This window comes from Streptomyces sp. NPDC050617 (assembly GCF_040654795.1).
GTDB lineage: Bacteria > Actinomycetota > Actinomycetes > Streptomycetales > Streptomycetaceae > Streptomyces.
The window spans coordinates 73,271-90,712 of the sequence record NZ_JBFAIS010000019.1 but is presented as its reverse complement, the minus strand read 5'-3'; the positions used below and the strand labels follow the sequence as shown (position 1 = coordinate 90,712).

The 17,442-nt window shown below is 71.3% G+C and carries 11 protein-coding genes; 8 read left to right on the top strand and 3 right to left on the bottom strand.

Annotation, left to right across the window (positions count from 1 at the left end):
* Window positions 1–188 precede the first annotated feature (188 nt).
* Both gltB and AB0I49_RS24275 read left to right on the top strand, forming a co-directional pair.
* Window positions 189–4,751, top strand: coding sequence for a glutamate synthase large subunit (gltB, locus tag AB0I49_RS24280; RefSeq protein WP_363229156.1), 4,563 nt, complete (start codon window positions 189–191; stop codon window positions 4,749–4,751).
* Window positions 4,744–6,204, top strand: a complete 1,461-nt coding sequence (locus AB0I49_RS24275; RefSeq protein ID WP_363229155.1) for a glutamate synthase subunit beta — start codon at window positions 4,744–4,746, stop codon at window positions 6,202–6,204. Before gltB ends, AB0I49_RS24275 begins: the two co-directional genes overlap by 8 nt.
* A gap of 199 nt (window positions 6,205–6,403) precedes the next feature.
* Here the strand turns inward: AB0I49_RS24275 and AB0I49_RS24270 are convergent, their stop codons facing one another.
* Window positions 6,404–7,303, bottom strand: a complete 900-nt coding sequence (locus tag AB0I49_RS24270) for a hypothetical protein (RefSeq protein WP_363229154.1) — start codon at window positions 7,301–7,303, stop codon at window positions 6,404–6,406.
* 336 nt (window positions 7,304–7,639) lie between these two features.
* On the opposite strand from AB0I49_RS24270, the gene AB0I49_RS24265 reads away from it, so the two are divergent.
* From AB0I49_RS24265 to AB0I49_RS24255, 3 genes are all read left to right on the top strand, one after another.
* Complete coding sequence (locus tag AB0I49_RS24265; protein WP_363229153.1) at window positions 7,640–8,440, top strand: serine protease; 801 nt, start codon at window positions 7,640–7,642, stop codon at window positions 8,438–8,440.
* Between the two features lie 330 nt (window positions 8,441–8,770).
* A complete protein-coding gene (locus AB0I49_RS24260) occupies window positions 8,771–9,055 on the top strand; it encodes a hypothetical protein (protein WP_363229152.1) in 285 nt (94 codons plus the stop codon).
* A gap of 150 nt (window positions 9,056–9,205) precedes the next feature.
* Window positions 9,206–9,565: a chorismate mutase gene (locus tag AB0I49_RS24255; protein ID WP_363229151.1), complete on the top strand. Its 360-nt coding sequence runs from the start codon at window positions 9,206–9,208 to the stop codon at window positions 9,563–9,565.
* Window positions 9,566–9,803: 238 nt separating this feature from the next.
* Here AB0I49_RS24255 and AB0I49_RS24250 read toward each other — a convergent pair whose 3' ends face one another.
* Complete coding sequence (locus AB0I49_RS24250; protein ID WP_363229150.1) at window positions 9,804–10,991, bottom strand: amidohydrolase; 1,188 nt, start codon at window positions 10,989–10,991, stop codon at window positions 9,804–9,806.
* Window positions 10,992–11,121: 130 nt separating this feature from the next.
* Here AB0I49_RS24250 and pepN point away from each other — a divergent pair, with 130 nt between their 5' ends.
* Window positions 11,122–13,677, top strand: a complete 2,556-nt coding sequence (pepN, locus tag AB0I49_RS24245; protein WP_363229149.1) for an aminopeptidase N — start codon at window positions 11,122–11,124, stop codon at window positions 13,675–13,677.
* Window positions 13,678–13,800: 123 nt separating this feature from the next.
* On the opposite strand, the gene atpF is transcribed toward pepN, so the two are convergent.
* A complete protein-coding gene (gene atpF / locus AB0I49_RS24240) occupies window positions 13,801–14,349 on the bottom strand; it encodes a F0F1 ATP synthase subunit B (RefSeq protein ID WP_363229148.1) in 549 nt (182 codons plus the stop codon).
* 217 nt (window positions 14,350–14,566) lie between these two features.
* Between atpF and AB0I49_RS24235 the strand changes: the two genes are divergently transcribed.
* Together AB0I49_RS24235 and AB0I49_RS24230 are read left to right on the top strand one after the other, a co-directional pair.
* The gene (locus AB0I49_RS24235) at window positions 14,567–16,000 is read left to right on the top strand and encodes an aminotransferase class V-fold PLP-dependent enzyme (RefSeq protein ID WP_363229147.1); all 1,434 of its coding nucleotides are present in this window, start codon (window positions 14,567–14,569) and stop codon (window positions 15,998–16,000) included.
* Window positions 15,978–17,417, top strand: coding sequence for a SidA/IucD/PvdA family monooxygenase (locus tag AB0I49_RS24230; protein WP_363229146.1), 1,440 nt, complete (start codon window positions 15,978–15,980; stop codon window positions 17,415–17,417). Before AB0I49_RS24235 ends, AB0I49_RS24230 begins: the two co-directional genes overlap by 23 nt.
* Window positions 17,418–17,442 lie beyond the last annotated feature (25 nt).

Below are 17,442 nucleotides of genomic sequence, written 5' to 3'. Positions count from 1 at the left end.
TTGCCCCACCGACGGGCGATCAATCCGCATTCGCCCCGATTCGCGCATTGCGTCTGAAGTCCACATCCTGGAATCAGGCATCCGCTGTTCGAGAAGCAGGCCATCATGTAACCTGCGTGAAATTCTTCGCAGAGGGCCAGAGTCGTCCCTCGGCACCCTCAGATGCCATGACGACGACGGGAGAGCCGATGCGATCCGCATCCCACCCCGCCCAGCAGGGTTTGTACGACCCGCGCAATGAACACGACGCCTGCGGCGTGGGCTTTGTCGCCACCCTCACCGGCGAGGCGAGCCACGCGCTCGTCGAGCAGGCCCTCACCGTCCTGCGGAACCTCGAACACCGCGGCGCCACCGGCTCCGAGCCCGACTCCGGCGACGGCGCGGGCATCCTGCTCCAGGTCCCCGACGCGTTCCTGCGCGACACCGTCGCCTTCCCCCTCCCCGAGGCCGGCTCGTACGCCGTCGGCATCGCCTTCCTCCCGGCCGACGCCGAGGAAGCCGCCGCCGCCGTCTCCCGCATCGAGACCATCGCCGCCGAAGAAGGCCTCGACGTCCTCGGCTGGCGCGTCGTCCCCGTCGCCCCCCAGCTCCTCGGCAGCGGCGCCCGCGCCACCATGCCCGCCTTCTCCCAGCTCTTCGTCGCCGCCCGCGACGGCGGCCGGGAGCTCAGCGGCCTCGCCCTCGACCGCAAGGCGTTCGCGCTGCGCAAGCGCGCCGAACGCGAAGCGGGCGTCTACTTCCCCTCGCTCTCCGCCCGCACCCTCGTCTACAAGGGCATGCTCACCACCGGGCAGCTGGAGCCGTTCTTCCCGGACCTCTCCGACCGCCGCCTCGCCACCGCCATCGCGCTGGTCCACTCGCGGTTCTCCACCAACACCTTCCCGTCCTGGCCGCTCGCCCACCCGTACCGCTTCGTCGCGCACAACGGCGAGATCAACACCGTCCAGGGCAACCGCAACTGGATGCGCGCCCGCGAATCCCAGCTCGCCGGCGACCTGCTCGGCGCGGACGACCGCGAGCGCCTGTTCCCGGTCTGCACCCCCGACGCCTCCGACTCCGCCACCTTCGACGAGGTGCTCGAACTCCTCCACCTCGGCGGCCGCTCCCTCCCGCACAGCGTGCTGATGATGATCCCCGAGGCCTGGGAGAACCACGCCTCCATGGACCCGGCCCGCCGCGCCTTCTACCAGTACCACTCCACGATGATGGAGCCCTGGGACGGCCCCGCCTGCGTCACCTTCACCGACGGCGCCCTCGTCGGCGCCGTCCTCGACCGCAACGGCCTGCGCCCCGGCCGCTACTGGGTCACCGACGACGGCCTCGTCGTCCTCTCCTCCGAGGTCGGCGTCCTCGACATCGACCCCGCCAAGGTCGTCCGCAAGGGCCGCCTCCAGCCCGGCCGGATGTTCCTCGTCGACACCGAGCAGCACCGCATCATCGAGGACGACGAGATCAAGGCCGGCCTCGCCGCCGAACACCCCTACGGGGAATGGCTGGACGCCGGCCTCATCGACCTCGCCGACCTGCCCGAGCGCGAGCACATCGTGCACACCCACGCCTCGGTCACCCGCCGCCAGCAGACCTTCGGCTACACCGAGGAAGAGCTGCGGGTCATCCTCGCGCCCATGGCCAAGACCGCCGCCGAACCCATCGGCTCCATGGGCACCGACTCGCCCATCGCCGCCCTCTCCGACCGGCCGCGGCTCCTCTTCGACTACTTCACCCAGCTCTTCGCGCAGGTCACCAACCCGCCGCTGGACGCCATCCGCGAGGAGCTCGTCACCTCGCTGATCTCCTCCCTCGGCCCCCAGGGCAACCTCCTCGCCCCCACCGCCGCCTCCTGTCGCAGCGTCACCCTGCCCTTCCCGGTGATCGACAACGACGAGCTCGCCAAGCTCATCCACATCAACGCCGACGGCGACATGCCCGGCCTCAAGGCCGCCACCCTCGCCGGCCTCTACCGCGTCAGCGGCGGCGGCGACGCCCTCGCCGCCCGGATCGCCGAGGTCTGCGCCGAGGCCGACGCCGCCATCGAGGACGGCGCGCGCCTGATCGTCCTCTCCGACCGGCACTCCGACGCCGAGCACGCCCCGATCCCGTCGCTGCTGCTCACCGCCGCCGTCCACCACCACCTCATCGGCACCAAGCAGCGCACCCAGGTCGGCCTGCTCGTCGAGGCCGGCGACGTCCGCGAGGTGCACCACGTCGCGCTGCTCATCGGCTACGGCGCGGCCGCCGTCAACCCCTACCTCGCGATGGAGTCGGTCGAGGACCTCGTGCGCGCCGGCACCTTCCTGCCCGGCGTCGAGGCCGAGGACGCCATCCGCAACCTCATCAAGGCGCTCGGCAAGGGCGTCCTGAAGGTCATGTCCAAGATGGGCATCTCCACCGTCGCCTCCTACCGCGGCGCGCAGGTCTTCGAGGCCGTCGGCCTCGACGGCGCCTTCGTCGACGCCTACTTCCACGGCACCGCCACCAAGATCGGCGGCGCCGGACTCGACGTCATCGCCCGGGAAGTCGCCGCCCGGCACGCCAAGGCGTACCCCGCCACCGGCATCGCCGCCACCCACCGCCGCCTCGACATCGGCGGCGAATACCAGTGGCGCCGCGAGGGCGAGCCGCACCTCTTCGACCCCGACACCGTCTTCCGCCTCCAGCACTCCACCCGCTCCCGCCGCTACGACATCTTCAAGCAGTACACGGAGCGCGTGAACGAGCAGTCCGAGCGGCTCATGACGCTCCGCGGCCTGTTCACCCTCAAGAGCGCCGGCCGCACCCCCGTACCGCTGGAGGAGGTCGAGCCCGTCAGCGACATCGTCAAGCGCTTCTCCACCGGCGCCATGTCCTACGGCTCCATCTCCCGCGAGGCCCACGAGACCCTCGCCATCGCCATGAACCAGCTCGGCGGCAAGTCCAACACCGGCGAGGGCGGCGAGGACGCGGAGCGCCTCTACGACCCCGCGCGCCGCTCCTCCATCAAGCAGGTCGCCTCCGGCCGCTTCGGCGTCACCTCCGAATACCTCGTCAACTCCGACGACATCCAGATCAAGATGGCCCAGGGCGCCAAGCCCGGCGAGGGCGGCCAACTGCCCGGCCACAAGGTCTACCCCTGGGTCGCCAAGACCCGGTACTCCACGCCCGGCGTCGGCCTCATCTCCCCGCCCCCGCACCACGACATCTACTCCATCGAGGACCTCGCCCAGCTCATCCACGACCTGAAGAACGCCAACCCAGCGGCCCGCATCCACGTGAAGCTGGTCTCCGAGGTCGGCGTCGGAACGGTCGCCGCGGGCGTCTCCAAGGCCCACGCCGACGTCGTCCTCATCTCCGGCCACGACGGCGGTACGGGCGCGTCCCCGCTGACCTCCCTCAAGCACGCCGGCGGCCCCTGGGAGCTCGGCCTCGCCGAAACCCAGCAGACCCTGCTCCTCAACGGCCTGCGGGACCGCATCGTCGTGCAGACCGACGGCCAGCTCAAGACCGGCCGCGACGTCCTGATCGCCGCCCTCCTCGGCGCCGAGGAGTTCGGCTTCGCGACCGCGCCGCTCGTCGTCTCCGGCTGCGTCATGATGCGCGTCTGCCACCTCGACACCTGCCCCGTCGGCATCGCCACCCAGAACCCGGTGCTCCGCGAGCGTTTCGCCGGCAAGGCCGAATACGTCGTCAACTTCTTCGAGTTCATCGCCGAAGAGGTCCGCGAGCTCCTCGCCGAACTCGGCTTCCGCACCATCGAGGAGGCCGTCGGCCACGCCGAACTCCTCGACACCGCGCGGGCCGTCGACCACTGGAAGGCCCAAGGCCTGGACCTCGCCCCGCTGCTGCACGTCCCCGACCTGCCCAGCGGCGCTGTCCGCCACCACATCGCCGCCCAGGACCACGGCCTGGCCAAGGCCCTCGACAACGAGCTGATCAAGCTCGCCGCCGACGCGCTCGCCGCGAACTCTCCGGCCGACGCCCAGCCCGTACGCGCCCAGGTAGCCATCCGCAACATCAACCGCACCGTCGGCACCATGCTCGGCCACGAGGTGACCAAGAAGTTCGGCGGCGCGGGCCTGCCGGACGACACCATAGACATCACCTTCACCGGCTCCGCCGGCCAGTCCTTCGGCGCGTTCCTGCCGCGCGGCGTCACGCTGCGCCTGGAGGGCGACGCCAACGACTACGTCGGCAAGGGCCTCTCCGGCGGCCGCGTCGTCGTACGGCCCGACCGCGGCGCCGACCACCTCGCCGAGTACTCGACCATCGCCGGCAACACCATCGCGTACGGGGCGACCGGCGGCGAACTCTTCCTGCGCGGCCGGACCGGCGAGCGGTTCTGCGTCCGCAACTCCGGCGCCACCGTCGTCTCCGAAGGCGTCGGCGACCACGGCTGCGAGTACATGACCGGCGGCGCCGCCGTCATCCTCGGCGAGACCGGACGCAACTTCGCGGCCGGCATGTCCGGCGGCACCGCGTACGTCATCGACCTCGACCCCCGCAACGTCAACAAGGAACTGGGCTCCGCCGTCACCACGCTGACCGCCGACGACCGGCAGTGGCTGCACGATGTCGTGCGCCGCCACCAGGAGGAGACCGGCTCCACCGTCGCCGCGACCCTGCTCGCCGACTGGCCGGCCGCCGCCGCCCGGTTCAGCAAGGTCGTACCGGCCACCTACCAGGCAGTGCTCGCCGCCAAGGACGCCGCCGAGCGAGCGGGACTCTCCGAGTCCGAGATCCACGAGAAGATGATGGAGGCGGCGACCAATGGCTGACCCCAAGGGCTTCCTGACCACCGGCCGCGAGGTCGCGCGGACCCGCCCCGTCGGCGAGCGCGTCAAGGACTGGAACGAGGTGTACGTCCCCGGCTCGCTGCTGCCGATCATCAGCAAGCAGGCCGGGCGCTGCATGGACTGCGGCATCCCCTTCTGCCACCAGGGCTGCCCGCTCGGGAACCTCATCCCCGAGTGGAACGACTACGCCTACCGCGAGGACTGGTCCGCCGCCAGCGAGCGGCTGCACGCCACCAACAACTTCCCCGAGTTCACCGGCCGGCTCTGCCCCGCCCCCTGCGAATCCGCGTGCGTCCTGGCCATCAACCAGCCCGCCGTCACCATCAAGAACGTCGAAGTCACCATCATCGACAAGGCGTGGGACAGCGGCGACGTCACCCCGCAGCCCCCCGAGCGGCTCTCCGGCAAGACCGTCGCCGTCATCGGCTCCGGCCCGGCCGGGCTCGCCGCCGCCCAGCAGCTCACCCGCGCCGGGCACACCGTCGCCGTGTACGAGCGCGCCGACCGCATCGGCGGGCTCCTGCGCTACGGCATCCCCGAGTTCAAGATGGAGAAGCGCCACATCAACCGCCGCATCGAGCAGATGCGCGCGGAGGGCACCAAGTTCCGTACGGAGGTGGAGATCGGCCGGGACGTCGACGCCGCCAAGCTGCGCAAGCGCTACGACGCCGTGGTGATCGCCGCCGGCGCCACCACCGCCCGCGACCTGCCCGTACCGGGCCGCGAACTCGGCGGCATCCACCAGGCGATGGAGTACCTGCCGCTCGCCAACAAGGTGCAGGAGGGCGACCTGACGGTCTCCCCGATCACCGCCGAGGGCAAGCACGTCATCGTCATCGGCGGCGGCGACACCGGCGCGGACTGCGTCGGCACCGCCCACCGCCAGGGCGCCGTCTCCGTCACCCAGCTGGAGATCATGGCCCGGCCGGGCGAGGAGCGGCCCGCCAACCAGCCGTGGCCGACCTTCCCCATGCTCTACAAGGTCACCTCGGCCCACGAGGAGGGCGGCGAGCGGATCTATTCCGTCTCCACCACCCACTTCGAAGGCGACGAGGACGGGAATGTGCAGTTCCTGCACCTCGTCGAGGTCGAGTTCAAGGACGGCAAGCTCGAACAGAAGCCGGGCACCGAGCGGAAGATCCCCGCCCAGCTGGTGACGCTGGCCATGGGCTTCACCGGCACCGACCAGGAGAACGGCCTGGTCCGCCAGTTCGGTCTCGAACTGGACGCCCGCGGCAACATCGCGCGCGACGGCGACTACGCCACCAACGTGCCGGGCGTGTACGTGGCGGGCGACGCGGGCCGCGGCCAGTCGCTGATCGTCTGGGCCATCGCCGAGGGCCGCTCGGCCGCCCGCGGCGTGGACCGCTACCTCGCGGGGGACAGCGCGCTGCCGGCCCCCATCAAGCCGACGGACCGCTCGCTGATGGTCTGAGCGACGGACCTCAAGGTCCTTCACGGCCACTCACGGCCCCTCAGTCGTCCGTACAGCGCCGTACGGGCCTCAGCGGCGCCTGCTTCTCCCCGACCGGAGGCAGGCGCCGCACTTCTGCGTTCCGATCGGTTCAGCGGGGAAGCCGAGGGCGGGGAAGGTGGGGGCGGGGGAGCGGGGGAGCGCCCGGGGTCCGCGAGGGCTACGTGTCGCAGTCCAGGACCGTACGGCACAGTCCGCAGCGCGCCCGCAGTCTGCCCTGCACCGGCACTCTGATCCGCTGATGGCAGGTCGGGCACGGGAAGACGACGCGCAGCGGCGCGCGGCCCTCGAAGGCGTAGCCGCCGTTGGGGAGGGCGGACGCGGCGGCCGCCGGGTCCGACTCCACATGGCGGCGGTCCCTGGCGTACCGGTGGCGGGCGAGCCGCCCGGCGGCGGCCAGCGGCGGCCGCTGTTCGTCGCGCCGGGCGCGGGCCAGCCCCTTCACATACGCCTCGTACGCCTGCGGGCTGGTGAACCATGGCGCGGGGTCCTCGTCGAAGGCGAGCGCCCGCTTGGCGAGGACGTAGCCGTACTCCTCGGGGGTGAGGTAGCCAAGCTTCTGGCTGGAGAGGGAGTCCTCCCGATACGCGTCCAGCAGTAGCCAGCCCGCCCCGAGGTAGGCCGCCGCGGTGTCGGTGAGGATCTCGTTGTCCCGCGTGCCGGGGAAGGAGAGGTCGAGGCGGTGCAGATAGACGTGCATCACCTCGTGCGCGAGGGCGGCGCCGATGTCGCGGCGGTGGTTCTTGAAGCGGTCGTTCAGCTCGATGAAGTACTCCGGCCCCGCCGCCAGTTCGACGTTGGCCGCGTGCTGCATCTCGCGGAAGCCGACGATCATCCGGGCGTCGGGGAGGCGCAGATGCTGCACCATCGCGCGGGCGACGCGCTGCACGCCGAGGTGGAGGTCCTCGTCGTCGTCGAAGGCGACGTCGACGGGGAGCATGCTCAGCCCGAAGGTGTGCACCGTGTCGTAGGAGAGCCGTTTGTAGAGCGCCGTGATCGCGGCGCGGACCGTCTCCAGATGCGGAAAGCCGTGTTCGACATCGCTCCCCGGCACCGCCATGCGATCACCCCCGTACTGCTCGGTCGGCCCGCCCCGAGACGTCGGCGACGTCGGCTCCGAGACGTTGCCCCAACTCTACGGGCGGGCACTGACAGTCCGAATGCCGCATGTGGACGGCCTGGCGTGGCCGGAAAGCCACCCTTGTCACACCGTTCACCCCGTCCACATAATCACAGGGCGCTTCACGGGCTCACCCCCATGGGACCGGACGCCGTGCGGCACACTGCCGCACGCCGCCACCGCCGCATCCCGGCACAGCCCTTCCGGCGGCGACTTCCGGACCGTGGATTGACATGAGCCTGACAGGAGTACCGCCCCCCCACGGAAGGACACGCCTTGTCCCGCCACCTGAAGCCCCTCAAGAGAGCCCTCGCCGTCGCCGCCGTCGCCCTCGCCGCCTTCAGCCTCCAGCCCGGCAGCGCCCAGGCCACGGCCGAACCGGCCGACCCCACCCCCGGCGTCGTCGGCGGCACCCGCGCCCAGCAGGGCGAATTCCCGTGGATGGTACGGCTGTCCATGGGCTGCGGCGGCGCCGTCTACAGCAAGCAGCTCGTCCTGACCGCCGCCCACTGCGTGGACGGCAGCGGCCGTGACACCTCCATCACCGCGACCGTCGGCGACGTCGACCTCAAGGGCTCCAAGGCCGTATCGGTGAAGTCCACCCAGGTCGTCCAGGCCCCCGGCTACAACGGCAAGGGCAAGGACTGGGCGCTCGTCAAACTCGCCAAGCCCCTCAGCCAGCCCACCCTGAAGATCGCCGAGACCGACGCCGTCAACAACGGCGAGTTCACCATCGCCGGCTGGGGCGCCGACCGCGAGGGCGGGCAGCAGCAGCGCTACCTCCTCAAGGCGAAGGTCCCCTTCGTCGACGACGCCACCTGCAAGAAGGCGTACGGCAACCAGCTCACACCGGGCGACGAGATCTGCGCCGGATACATCGACAAGGGCGGCGTCGACACCTGCCAGGGCGACTCCGGCGGCCCGATGTTCCGCAAGGACGCGGCCGGCGGCTGGATACAGGTCGGCATCGTCAGCTGGGGCCAGGGCTGCGCCGAGCCCGGCTACCCCGGCGTCTACACCGAGGTGAGCGCCTTCGCCGCCGACATCAAGAAGGCGGCCCAGAGCCTCGGCGGCTGACAGCGGCACGGTGCGCGGAACGGGCCCGTCCGATCGGCTCCGGTCCTGCTCCCGATCCCGCTCCGGTTCGTCTCCGGGGCGGCTCCCGAGCGGCTCCTGATCGACTTTCGTATGACCCGGACGGGCCCGCGGTCATCCTTGCGACGGAGGCAACAGTGACCGTATGGCCGTGGTGCGGGCAGCCCCCGACTCCGTAACGTGCGTCTCATGGTCCGGACAACCACTTCCTGACCTGCGGCCCCCGGCCACCGGTTCGCCGAACCGGGGCCCGGAGCCGCGGCGCCGCCGCCCGGCGGCCGCACCCGAGACGCGCACAGAAAAGGACCGCCCGTGCCCACCAAGGCCCGCATCCTCCTCGCCACCGCCTTCGCCACGGCCACCGTCGCCGTCGGAGTGGTGGCCGTCCCGGCAGCCGACGCCCACGCCGCCGAACGCGAGGGGAAGAGCCAGGCCATGGCCTTCACCAACCCCCTCAAGCAGGCCGTCGACGTCGGCCAGGACGTCCGCGACCACCACGACATCCCCCGCCCGGTCCTCGCCGGCGCCGCCGTGCTCGTCGCGGGCACCGGCGCGTACGGAGCGCTGCGCCTCGCCCGCCGCCGCTCCACGCGCTGACGGACCTCGGCACCGCCCCGCCTCATGCGCCGAGAGGCCCTACGCGCTGACGGGTCCCACGCGCCGGCGGATCTGATTTCGCGCGCCGAGCGGCACGCCACCGGCCCCCGCACCGCGCCCTGTCAGTACCGCCACATAGGGTCAGGGCCCATGACGAAAAGCGACAGCGACACCGCTACGGGCACCACCACAGGCACCGCCGTGGACACCACCGTCGACGTCGACGAGACCGTACGCGCGGAGCTCGGCCGGCTCCGCGACAGCATCGACAACATCGACGCGGCCGTGATCCACATGCTGGCCGAGCGCTTCAAATGCACCCAGCAGGTCGGTCACCTCAAGGCCGAGCACAAGCTCCCGCCCGCCGACCCCGCCCGCGAATCCCGCCAGATCGCCCGCCTGCGCGAACTCGCCGAGAACGCCAAGCTCGACCCCGCCTTCGCGGAGAAGTTCCTCAACTTCATCATCGCCGAGGTGATCCGCCACCACGAGACGATCGCCCGCTCCTGACGGCCCCAGCCGAGCCCGAACGGCCCGGCCCCACGCTCGTACGGACACCGGCCCCGGAAGGACGCAGTCCTCGTACGGACCACCCGCCCGTACGCACGGGTCCCGCTCCGGTACGGACCACCCGCCCGTACGCACGGACCCCGCCCCGGTACGGACCACCCGCCCGTACCGCCGTCCCGCCCGTCCCCGCACGTACGGCCGCCACCCCTCGCGCCGGCGTCGCCCCCCCGTACCGTCATCACCCCCGTACGGACAGATAGTGCGCGCGGCGCTCCGCGTCGGCCGCCACCGCCACCCCGGTCCAGGCCATCGCCCGCGCCGCCGCCAGCACCGCGTCGTCCGCCGCCGCGCCCACCGTCGACCGCGCGAACTCCCGCGTGTGCGGCGAGCCCTCGGCGCCCAGGATGCCGATGCTCGGATGGATCGCCGGCAGCGCGTGCGTCACATTGCCCATGTCCGTCGACGCGCCCAGCCGCACCGGCGCGGATGGCGGCAGCGTGCGGCCTGCCGCCCGCAGCCCTTCCGCGTACGCGTCCATCAGCCACGGATCGTTCCGCAGATCCAGATAGTCCGGCTGCGTCGGACGGAACGACACGGAGCACCCCGTCGCGATCGCCGCGCCCTCGAAACACGCCCGCACCCGCTCCTTCAGCGGCGCCAGCTCCTCCGCGGTCGGCGTCCGCACCTCCCACTCCAGGACCGTGCGCTCGGGGATGATGTTCGACCGCTCGCCGCCGTCCCGCACCACCCCCGCCACCCGATAGCCGTCCCGCAACTGCTGCCGCAACTGCCCCACGGCCACCTGCGCCACCACCGCCGCGTCCCCCGCGTTGACCCCCGCCTCCGGAGCCAGCGCCGCGTGCGCCGACCGGCCCGTGAACGTCACCTCGAACCGGGACACCGACGTCGTGGAGGACCGCGGATCCACATCGTCCTCGCGCGCCGGATGCGCCATCATCGCGACCGTCACCCCGTCGAACGCCCCGCGCTCCAGCATCAGCACCTTCCCGCCGCCCGCCTCCTCCGCGGGCGTCCCCAGCAGCACCACCCGGATCCCGAGCACCTCGGCGGCGGCCGCCAGCCCGATCGCCGCGCCCGCCCCCGCCGCACAGATCACGTTGTGCCCGCAGGCGTGCCCGATGCCCGGCAGCGCGTCGTACTCCGCGCACACCCCCACCGTCAGATCGCCGCTCCCGTACGAGCCGACCACCGCGGTCTCCAGTCCGTACGCGCCCCGCTCCACCGCGAACCCGGCCCCCTCCAGCAGCTCCGCGAGCCGCGCCGCCGCGGCGTGCTCCTCGAACGACAGCTCCGGCTCCGCGTGCAGAGCCCGCCCGAGCTCCAGCAGCCGCTCCGAGAACTCCCCGATCCGGGCCTCCACGAGGCCGCGAGCACGATCACGATCACGCACAGTATCGACAGACACAGCCAACTCCAGACGGTAAAGACAGCCGACACGATCAGGACGGTCGCGACGGCCAAGGGGACACGACCACGCCCACAGCTTGCCCCAAACCCCCATGCCCCCTCGCCGCCGGCTGCGGCACCATGAGCCCATGCCCGTACTCACACGCGAAGAAGCGCAGACCCGCGCCCGCCTCCTCGACGTCCACCGCTACACCGTCCACCTCGACCTCACCCGCGGCGAGGAACGCTTCGGCTCCACCAGCGTCATCCGCTTCGACGCGCGCGAGGACGGCGCGGACACCTTCGTCGAACTGGCCGCCAGCGGCCTGCGCCGCATCACCCTCGACGGCGCCGACCTCGACCCGGCCGCCGCCTCCGGCGGCAGATACCCCCTCACCGGCCTCACCCGAGGCGAACACGAACTGCGCGTCGAGGCCGAACCGCCCTACTCCCACACCGGCGAGGGCATGCACCGCTTCACCGACCCCCTCGACCAGGCCGTCTACCTCTACACCCAGTGCTGCCTCGCCGACGCCCCCGGCATCTTCGCCGCCTTCGACCAGCCCGACCTCAAAGCCGTCTTCCACACCACCGTCACCGCGCCTCCGGAGTGGACCGTCCTCGGCAACGGCGTCGCCACCCGCACCGGAGACCCCGCCGACGGACACTGGGAGATCGCCCCCACCCCGCCCATCAGCACCTACCTCATGGCCGTCGCCGCCGGCCCCTGGCACTCCGTGCGCACCGAACACCGCGGCATCCCCTTCGGCATCCACGTACGCCAGTCCCTCGCGCCCCACCTCGACGCCGACGCCGAGGAAATCCTCGACGTCACCACCCGCTGCTTCGACCGCTACCACCAGAAATTCGACGAGCCCTACCCCTTCGACTCCTACGACCAGGCGTTCGTCCCCGAATTCAACTCCGGCGCCATGGAAAACCCCGGACTCGTCACCTTCCGCGACGAATTCATCTACCGATCGGCCGTCACCGACGCCGAACGCCAGACCCGCGCCATGGTCATCGCCCACGAAATGGCCCACATGTGGTTCGGCGACCTCGTCACCCTCCAATGGTGGGACGACATCTGGCTCAACGAGTCCTTCGCCGAATACATGGGCTACCAGACCCTCACCGAAGCCACCCAGTACACCGACACCTGGGCCGACTTCGCCGTCGCCCGCAAAGCCTGGGGCTACGACGCCGACCAGCGCCCCTCCACCCACCCCGTCGCCCCCGCGCCCGAGGACGTCCTCGACACCGCCGCCGCCGAACTCAACTTCGACGGCATCTCCTACGCGAAAGGCGCCAGCGTCCTGCGCCAACTCGTCGCCTGGCTCGGCGAGAAGAACTTCCTCGCCGGCATCAACGAACACTTCGCCCGCCACCGCTTCGCCAACGCCACCCTCGCCGACTTCATCGACTCCCTCGCCCACGCCTGCGACCGCGACGTCCACGGCTGGGCCGAGAAATGGCTCCGCACCACCGGAGTCGACACCCTCATCCCGGAAATCACCCCCGAAACCCCCGACGACGGCCCTTCCGCAGACGACGGCCCTTCGGCAAACGACGGCTGGCAATTGACCGTCCACCACCGCGGAACCCGCCCCCACCACCTCGCCATCGGCCTCTACGACCAGTCACCCGCCGACCCCCGCCGCCTCACCCTCCGCGAACGCACCGAAACCGAACTCCCCGCCACCGGCTCCACTCACAGCCACACCCACCCCGGCCGACGCCCCGCCCTCGTCCTCCTCAACGACAACGACCTCACCTACACCAAAATCCGCCTCGACCCCCACTCCTGGGACACCGCCCTCCACAACCTCTCCGGCCTCCCCGACCCCCTCACCCGCGCCACCGTCTGGAACGCCGCCCGCGACATGGTCCGCGACGGCGCCCTCGCCCCCGCCGCCCACCTCGACGCCGCCCGCGCCCACCTGCCCCACGAGACCACCACCCCCATCACCCACGCCGTCCTCACCTTCGCCCGCACCCACATCGCCGACCACTACGTCACCGCCGACGCCCGCCCCGTCGCCCTCGCCACCCTCACCGACCTCTGCCACGACCTCCTCGCCCGCACCGAGAACGGCGGCCAGGGAATCCGCCTCACCGCCGTACGCACCTTCATCGACAGCGCCACCACCCCCGGAACCCTCCACGACTGGCTCCAGGCCGGCACCGTCCCCGGCGGCCCCGAACTCGACCCCGAACTCCGCTGGCGCGCCCTCACCCGGCTCGCCGTCCTCGGCGCCACCACCCCCGCCGACATCGACGCCGAACTCGCCCGCGACCCCAGCGCCACCGGCCGCGAAGGCGCCGCCCGCTGCCGCGCCGCCCTCCCCGACGCCACTGCCAAAGCCACCGCCTGGCACGCCCTGTTCGAAGCCGACGACCTCTCCAACTACCTCTTCAACGCCACTGCCCAAGGCTTCTGGCAGCCCGAACAACTCGACCTCGTACAGCCCTACCTCACCCGCTACTACCCGGCCGCCGTCGCCCTCGCCACCCGCCGCGGCACCACCCTCGCCGTCTCCGCCGCCACCCATGCCTTCCCCCACCCGCTCGTCACCGACGAGAACCTCCGCCTCGGCGAGGAATGCCTCCGCACCACCGGCCCCACCCCCACCCTCCGCCGCAGGCTCAACGACCAACTCGACGACCTCAAGCGCGCCCTGACCATCCGCAACACCGCCGACTGACCCGACAAGAAACCGGCCTACCAGCCGCCGCATACGAAAAGGGCCCCCGTCACCCCGAAGGGTGCGGGAGCCCGCCCTATCAGCGCCGCCCTCGGCGCCGTCCTCAGCGGCGGCCGCCTCGGCTCAGCCGCGCGACTCGCCGGAGGCGGCGTCCGACGGCTGAGCCGTACGCAGCTCCGCCATGAACCGCTCCACCACGCCGCTCTCCCGCGCGAAAGCGTCCACCGGCTCGCCCACGATCCGGCCCGCCAGTTCCGTGGCCAACGACCCGACCTGCTCCCGCAGCTCCGCCTCGGCCACCGCACGCTCCGCGTCGATCACCGCATGCCCCGCCGCGACGATCTCCTCGCGCTGCCGCTGCCCCTCGGCACGCAACTCCGCGATCAGCGCCGTCCCCTGCTCGGCGGACTCCTGCCGCAGCCGAGCCGCCTCATGACGCGCCTCCGCCAACAGCGCCTCGTACTCCGCATGGACCCGCGCGGCCTCCGCGCGCGTCGCCTCCGCCACCTCGATCCGGCCCTCGGTGGCCTTCTCCCGCTCCGCGAGCACCCGCGCGATCCGCGGCAGCAGCACCTTCGCCATCACCGCGAACAACAGGAAGAAGAGAACCAGCCCCAAGACGAACGGCACGGGCTCCGGCTTGAGCGGACCAATGTCCAAAGCAATGTCCATGACGCGAAGATTAGTCGAAACACGCCCACCCACGCGCGGCCCCCCATTAGCAGACCCAACCGCCCCACACCGCACGGCAGTACCACCATTGGGCGAACCATGACCGGATCACAACCGAAAATCGCACGAAACCAGTAACTTGATGCGGCTGTCACCCGCCCCCACCTCACACGGGCAGCCCCCCCACACAACCGCCGCACCCCGAAGAGGCACCCCCATGCCCGCCCCCGACCCCACCAGCGCCCTCGCCGGCGGCGCCCAAGGGCCCGACGCCTTACGGCCCCTCCTCGCCACCGTCCTCGACGCACTCACCCACGGCGCCACCACCCGGGACGGCCCCCTGCCCGCCGGCGGCCCCGACACCGTCGACCAGCGCGTACGAGCCGCCGCCGACCCCGTCATCCCCGAAACCGGCACCGGCGCCCACGAAGCCCTCCACACCCTCGTACACACCCTCACCGCAGGCACCGCCGACCCCGCACACCCCCACTGCGCCGCCCACCTCCACTGCCCCCCACTCGCCGTCGCGGCCGCCGCCGACCTCGCCGCCAGCGCCCTCAACCCCTCCATGGACTCCTGGGACCAGGCCCCCGCCGCCTCCCAAATCGAAGCCCGCACCACCCGGGCCCTCGCCGCCCTCGCCTACCCCGACCGCCCCGCACCCGACGCCCTCGTCACCACCGGCGGCACCGAATCCAACCAACTAGCCCTCCTGCTCGCCCGCGAAACCCCCCACCCCCAACCCCTCCAAGTCATCTGCGGCGCCAACGCCCACCACAGCATCCACCGCGCCGCCTGGCTCCTCGGCCTCCCCGCCCCCATCACCATCCCCACACCCACCGGCACCATCGACCCCGCCCAACTCGACGAAACCCTCACCACCACCCGCACCCACCACACCGGCCCCCTCCTCGTCACCGCCACCGCCGGCACCACCGACACCGGCCAAATCGACCCCCTCCCACGCATCGCCGCCCTCTGCCACACCCACCGCGCCACCCTCCACGTAGACGCCGCCTACGGCGGACCACTCCTCTTCAGCCACACCCTCCGCCCCCTCCTCAACGGACTCGACCACGCCCACACCATCACCCTCGACCTCCACAAACTCGGCTGGCAGCCCATCGCCGCAGGACTCCTCCTCGTCCCCGACACCACCGCCCTCCACCCCCTCGACCACCGCGCCGACTACCTCAACGCCGACGACGACACCGAAGCCGGCCTCCCCGACCTCCTCGGCCGCTCCCTCCGCACCACCCGCCGCCCCGACACCCTCAAAATCGCCGTCACCCTCCGCGCCCTCGGCCGCCACGGCCTCGCCCACCTCATCGAAGGCGTCTGCGCCACCGCCCACCACCTCGCCGACCTCATCGACGCCCACCCCGCCCTCGAACTCCACTCCCGCCCCACCCTCAGCACCGTCCTCTTCCGCCCCGCCAACGCCACCGCCCGCACCATCGCCGACACCCGCCGCCGCCTCCTTCACCAAGGCCGCGCCGTCCTCGGCCGCGCCACCACCCCCACCGGCCTCTGGCTCAAGGCCACCCTCCTCAACCCCCACACCCACCCTGCCGACCTGCGCGCACTCCTCCACCTCATCGCACCACCCCCGGAAGGCACCCCCGCCGATGACCACCGCACCACCCCCTGACCACCCCACGACCGCACCCTCAACCCCCAACCGCCCCCTCGACCTCGCAGGCATCGGCATCGGCCCCTTCAACCTCTCCCTCGCAGCCCTCGCCCACCCCCTCACCCACCTCCACACCGCGTTCTACGACCAACGCCCCAACTTCACCTGGCACCCCGGCCTCCTCATCGACCACACCACCCTCCAAGTCCCCTTCCTCGCCGACCTCGTCACCCTCACCGACCCCACCAGCCCCTGGACCTTCCTCAACTACCTGAAAACCCAGCAACGCCTCTACCCCTTCTACTTCTCCGAGAAATTCCACATCCACCGCACCGAATACAACGCCTACTGCCGCTGGGTCAGCGAAAACCTCACCGGACTCCACTTCAACCACCACATCGACACCATCCGCTGGAACCCCGAACGCACCCTCTTCGAAATCGACTACACCCAACTCGACCCCCACGGCGAAGCCGAAGCCCTCGGCCGCGCCTACACCCGCAACCTCGCCCTCGGCATCGGCACCGCCCCCCACATCCCCACCCCACTACGCCCCCTCGCCGAAACCCCCGCCACCCCCGTCATCCACTCCGCCCACTACCTCGACCACCGACAGAAAATCCTCGCCGCCGAACACATCACCGTCATCGGCTCCGGCCAATCAGGAGCCGAAATCTTCCTCGACCTCCTCCAGCACCGCCCACCCGGAAAAGAAAAAATCCACTGGCTCGCCCGCACCCCCGCCTTCGCCCCCATGGAATACAGCAAACTCGGCCTCGAACAATTCACCCCCGACTACACCCACTACTTCCACGCACTCCCCGAAGCCGTACGCGACCAACTCCTGCCACAGCAATGGCAGCTCTACAAAGGAATCGACGCCCAGACCCTCGCCGCCATCCACGACGAGCTCTACCGCCGCACCCTCGACGGCGGCTGGCCCGACACCGTCCTCACCCCCGGCGTCAACGTCCGCACCGCAGGCCGCGTCGGCACCACCCGCATCGAACTCCACCTCGACCACATCCAACAAGGCACCCGCACCCGCCTCACCACCGACGCCGTCATCCTCGCCACCGGCTACCGCGAACGCCCCACCGACGCCCTCCTCGCCCCCCTCGACCCCTACCTCCGCCGCGACAGCACAGGCCGGCCCCGCGTCGACGAACACCAACGCCTCACCCTCGACCCCAGCGTCACAGGCTCCATCTACGTACAGAACGCCGAACGCCACACCCACGGACCCGGCACACCCGACCTCGGCCTCGCCGCCTGGCGCAGCGCCACCATCCTCAACAACCTCACCGACACCACCCCCTACCCCCAACCACACCGCACCGCCTTCACCACCTTCGGCCTCCCACAACACCCCCGCACCCCCACCACCCGAAAACCACTCCCACTCTCCCAACCCGCCAACCACCTCAAGGTCTGACATCGACCACAGCTCTCGGCACACA

What these genes read in the sequence shown, in the direction of transcription:
- atpF (WP_363229148.1), bottom strand. Translation starts at nt 14,349, where the DNA reads ATGGACATTGCTTTGGACATTGGTCCGCTCAAGCCGGAGCCCGTGCCG.
- AB0I49_RS24255 (WP_363229151.1), top strand. Translation starts at nt 9,206, where the DNA reads ATGACGAAAAGCGACAGCGACACCGCTACGGGCACCACCACAGGCACC.
- pepN (WP_363229149.1), top strand. Translation starts at nt 11,122, where the DNA reads ATGCCCGTACTCACACGCGAAGAAGCGCAGACCCGCGCCCGCCTCCTC.
- AB0I49_RS24230 (WP_363229146.1), top strand. Translation starts at nt 15,978, where the DNA reads ATGACCACCGCACCACCCCCTGACCACCCCACGACCGCACCCTCAACC.
- gltB (WP_363229156.1), top strand. Translation starts at nt 189, where the DNA reads ATGCGATCCGCATCCCACCCCGCCCAGCAGGGTTTGTACGACCCGCGC.
- AB0I49_RS24275 (WP_363229155.1), top strand. Translation starts at nt 4,744, where the DNA reads ATGGCTGACCCCAAGGGCTTCCTGACCACCGGCCGCGAGGTCGCGCGG.
- AB0I49_RS24235 (WP_363229147.1), top strand. Translation starts at nt 14,567, where the DNA reads ATGCCCGCCCCCGACCCCACCAGCGCCCTCGCCGGCGGCGCCCAAGGG.
- AB0I49_RS24270 (WP_363229154.1), bottom strand. Translation starts at nt 7,303, where the DNA reads ATGGCGGTGCCGGGGAGCGATGTCGAACACGGCTTTCCGCATCTGGAG.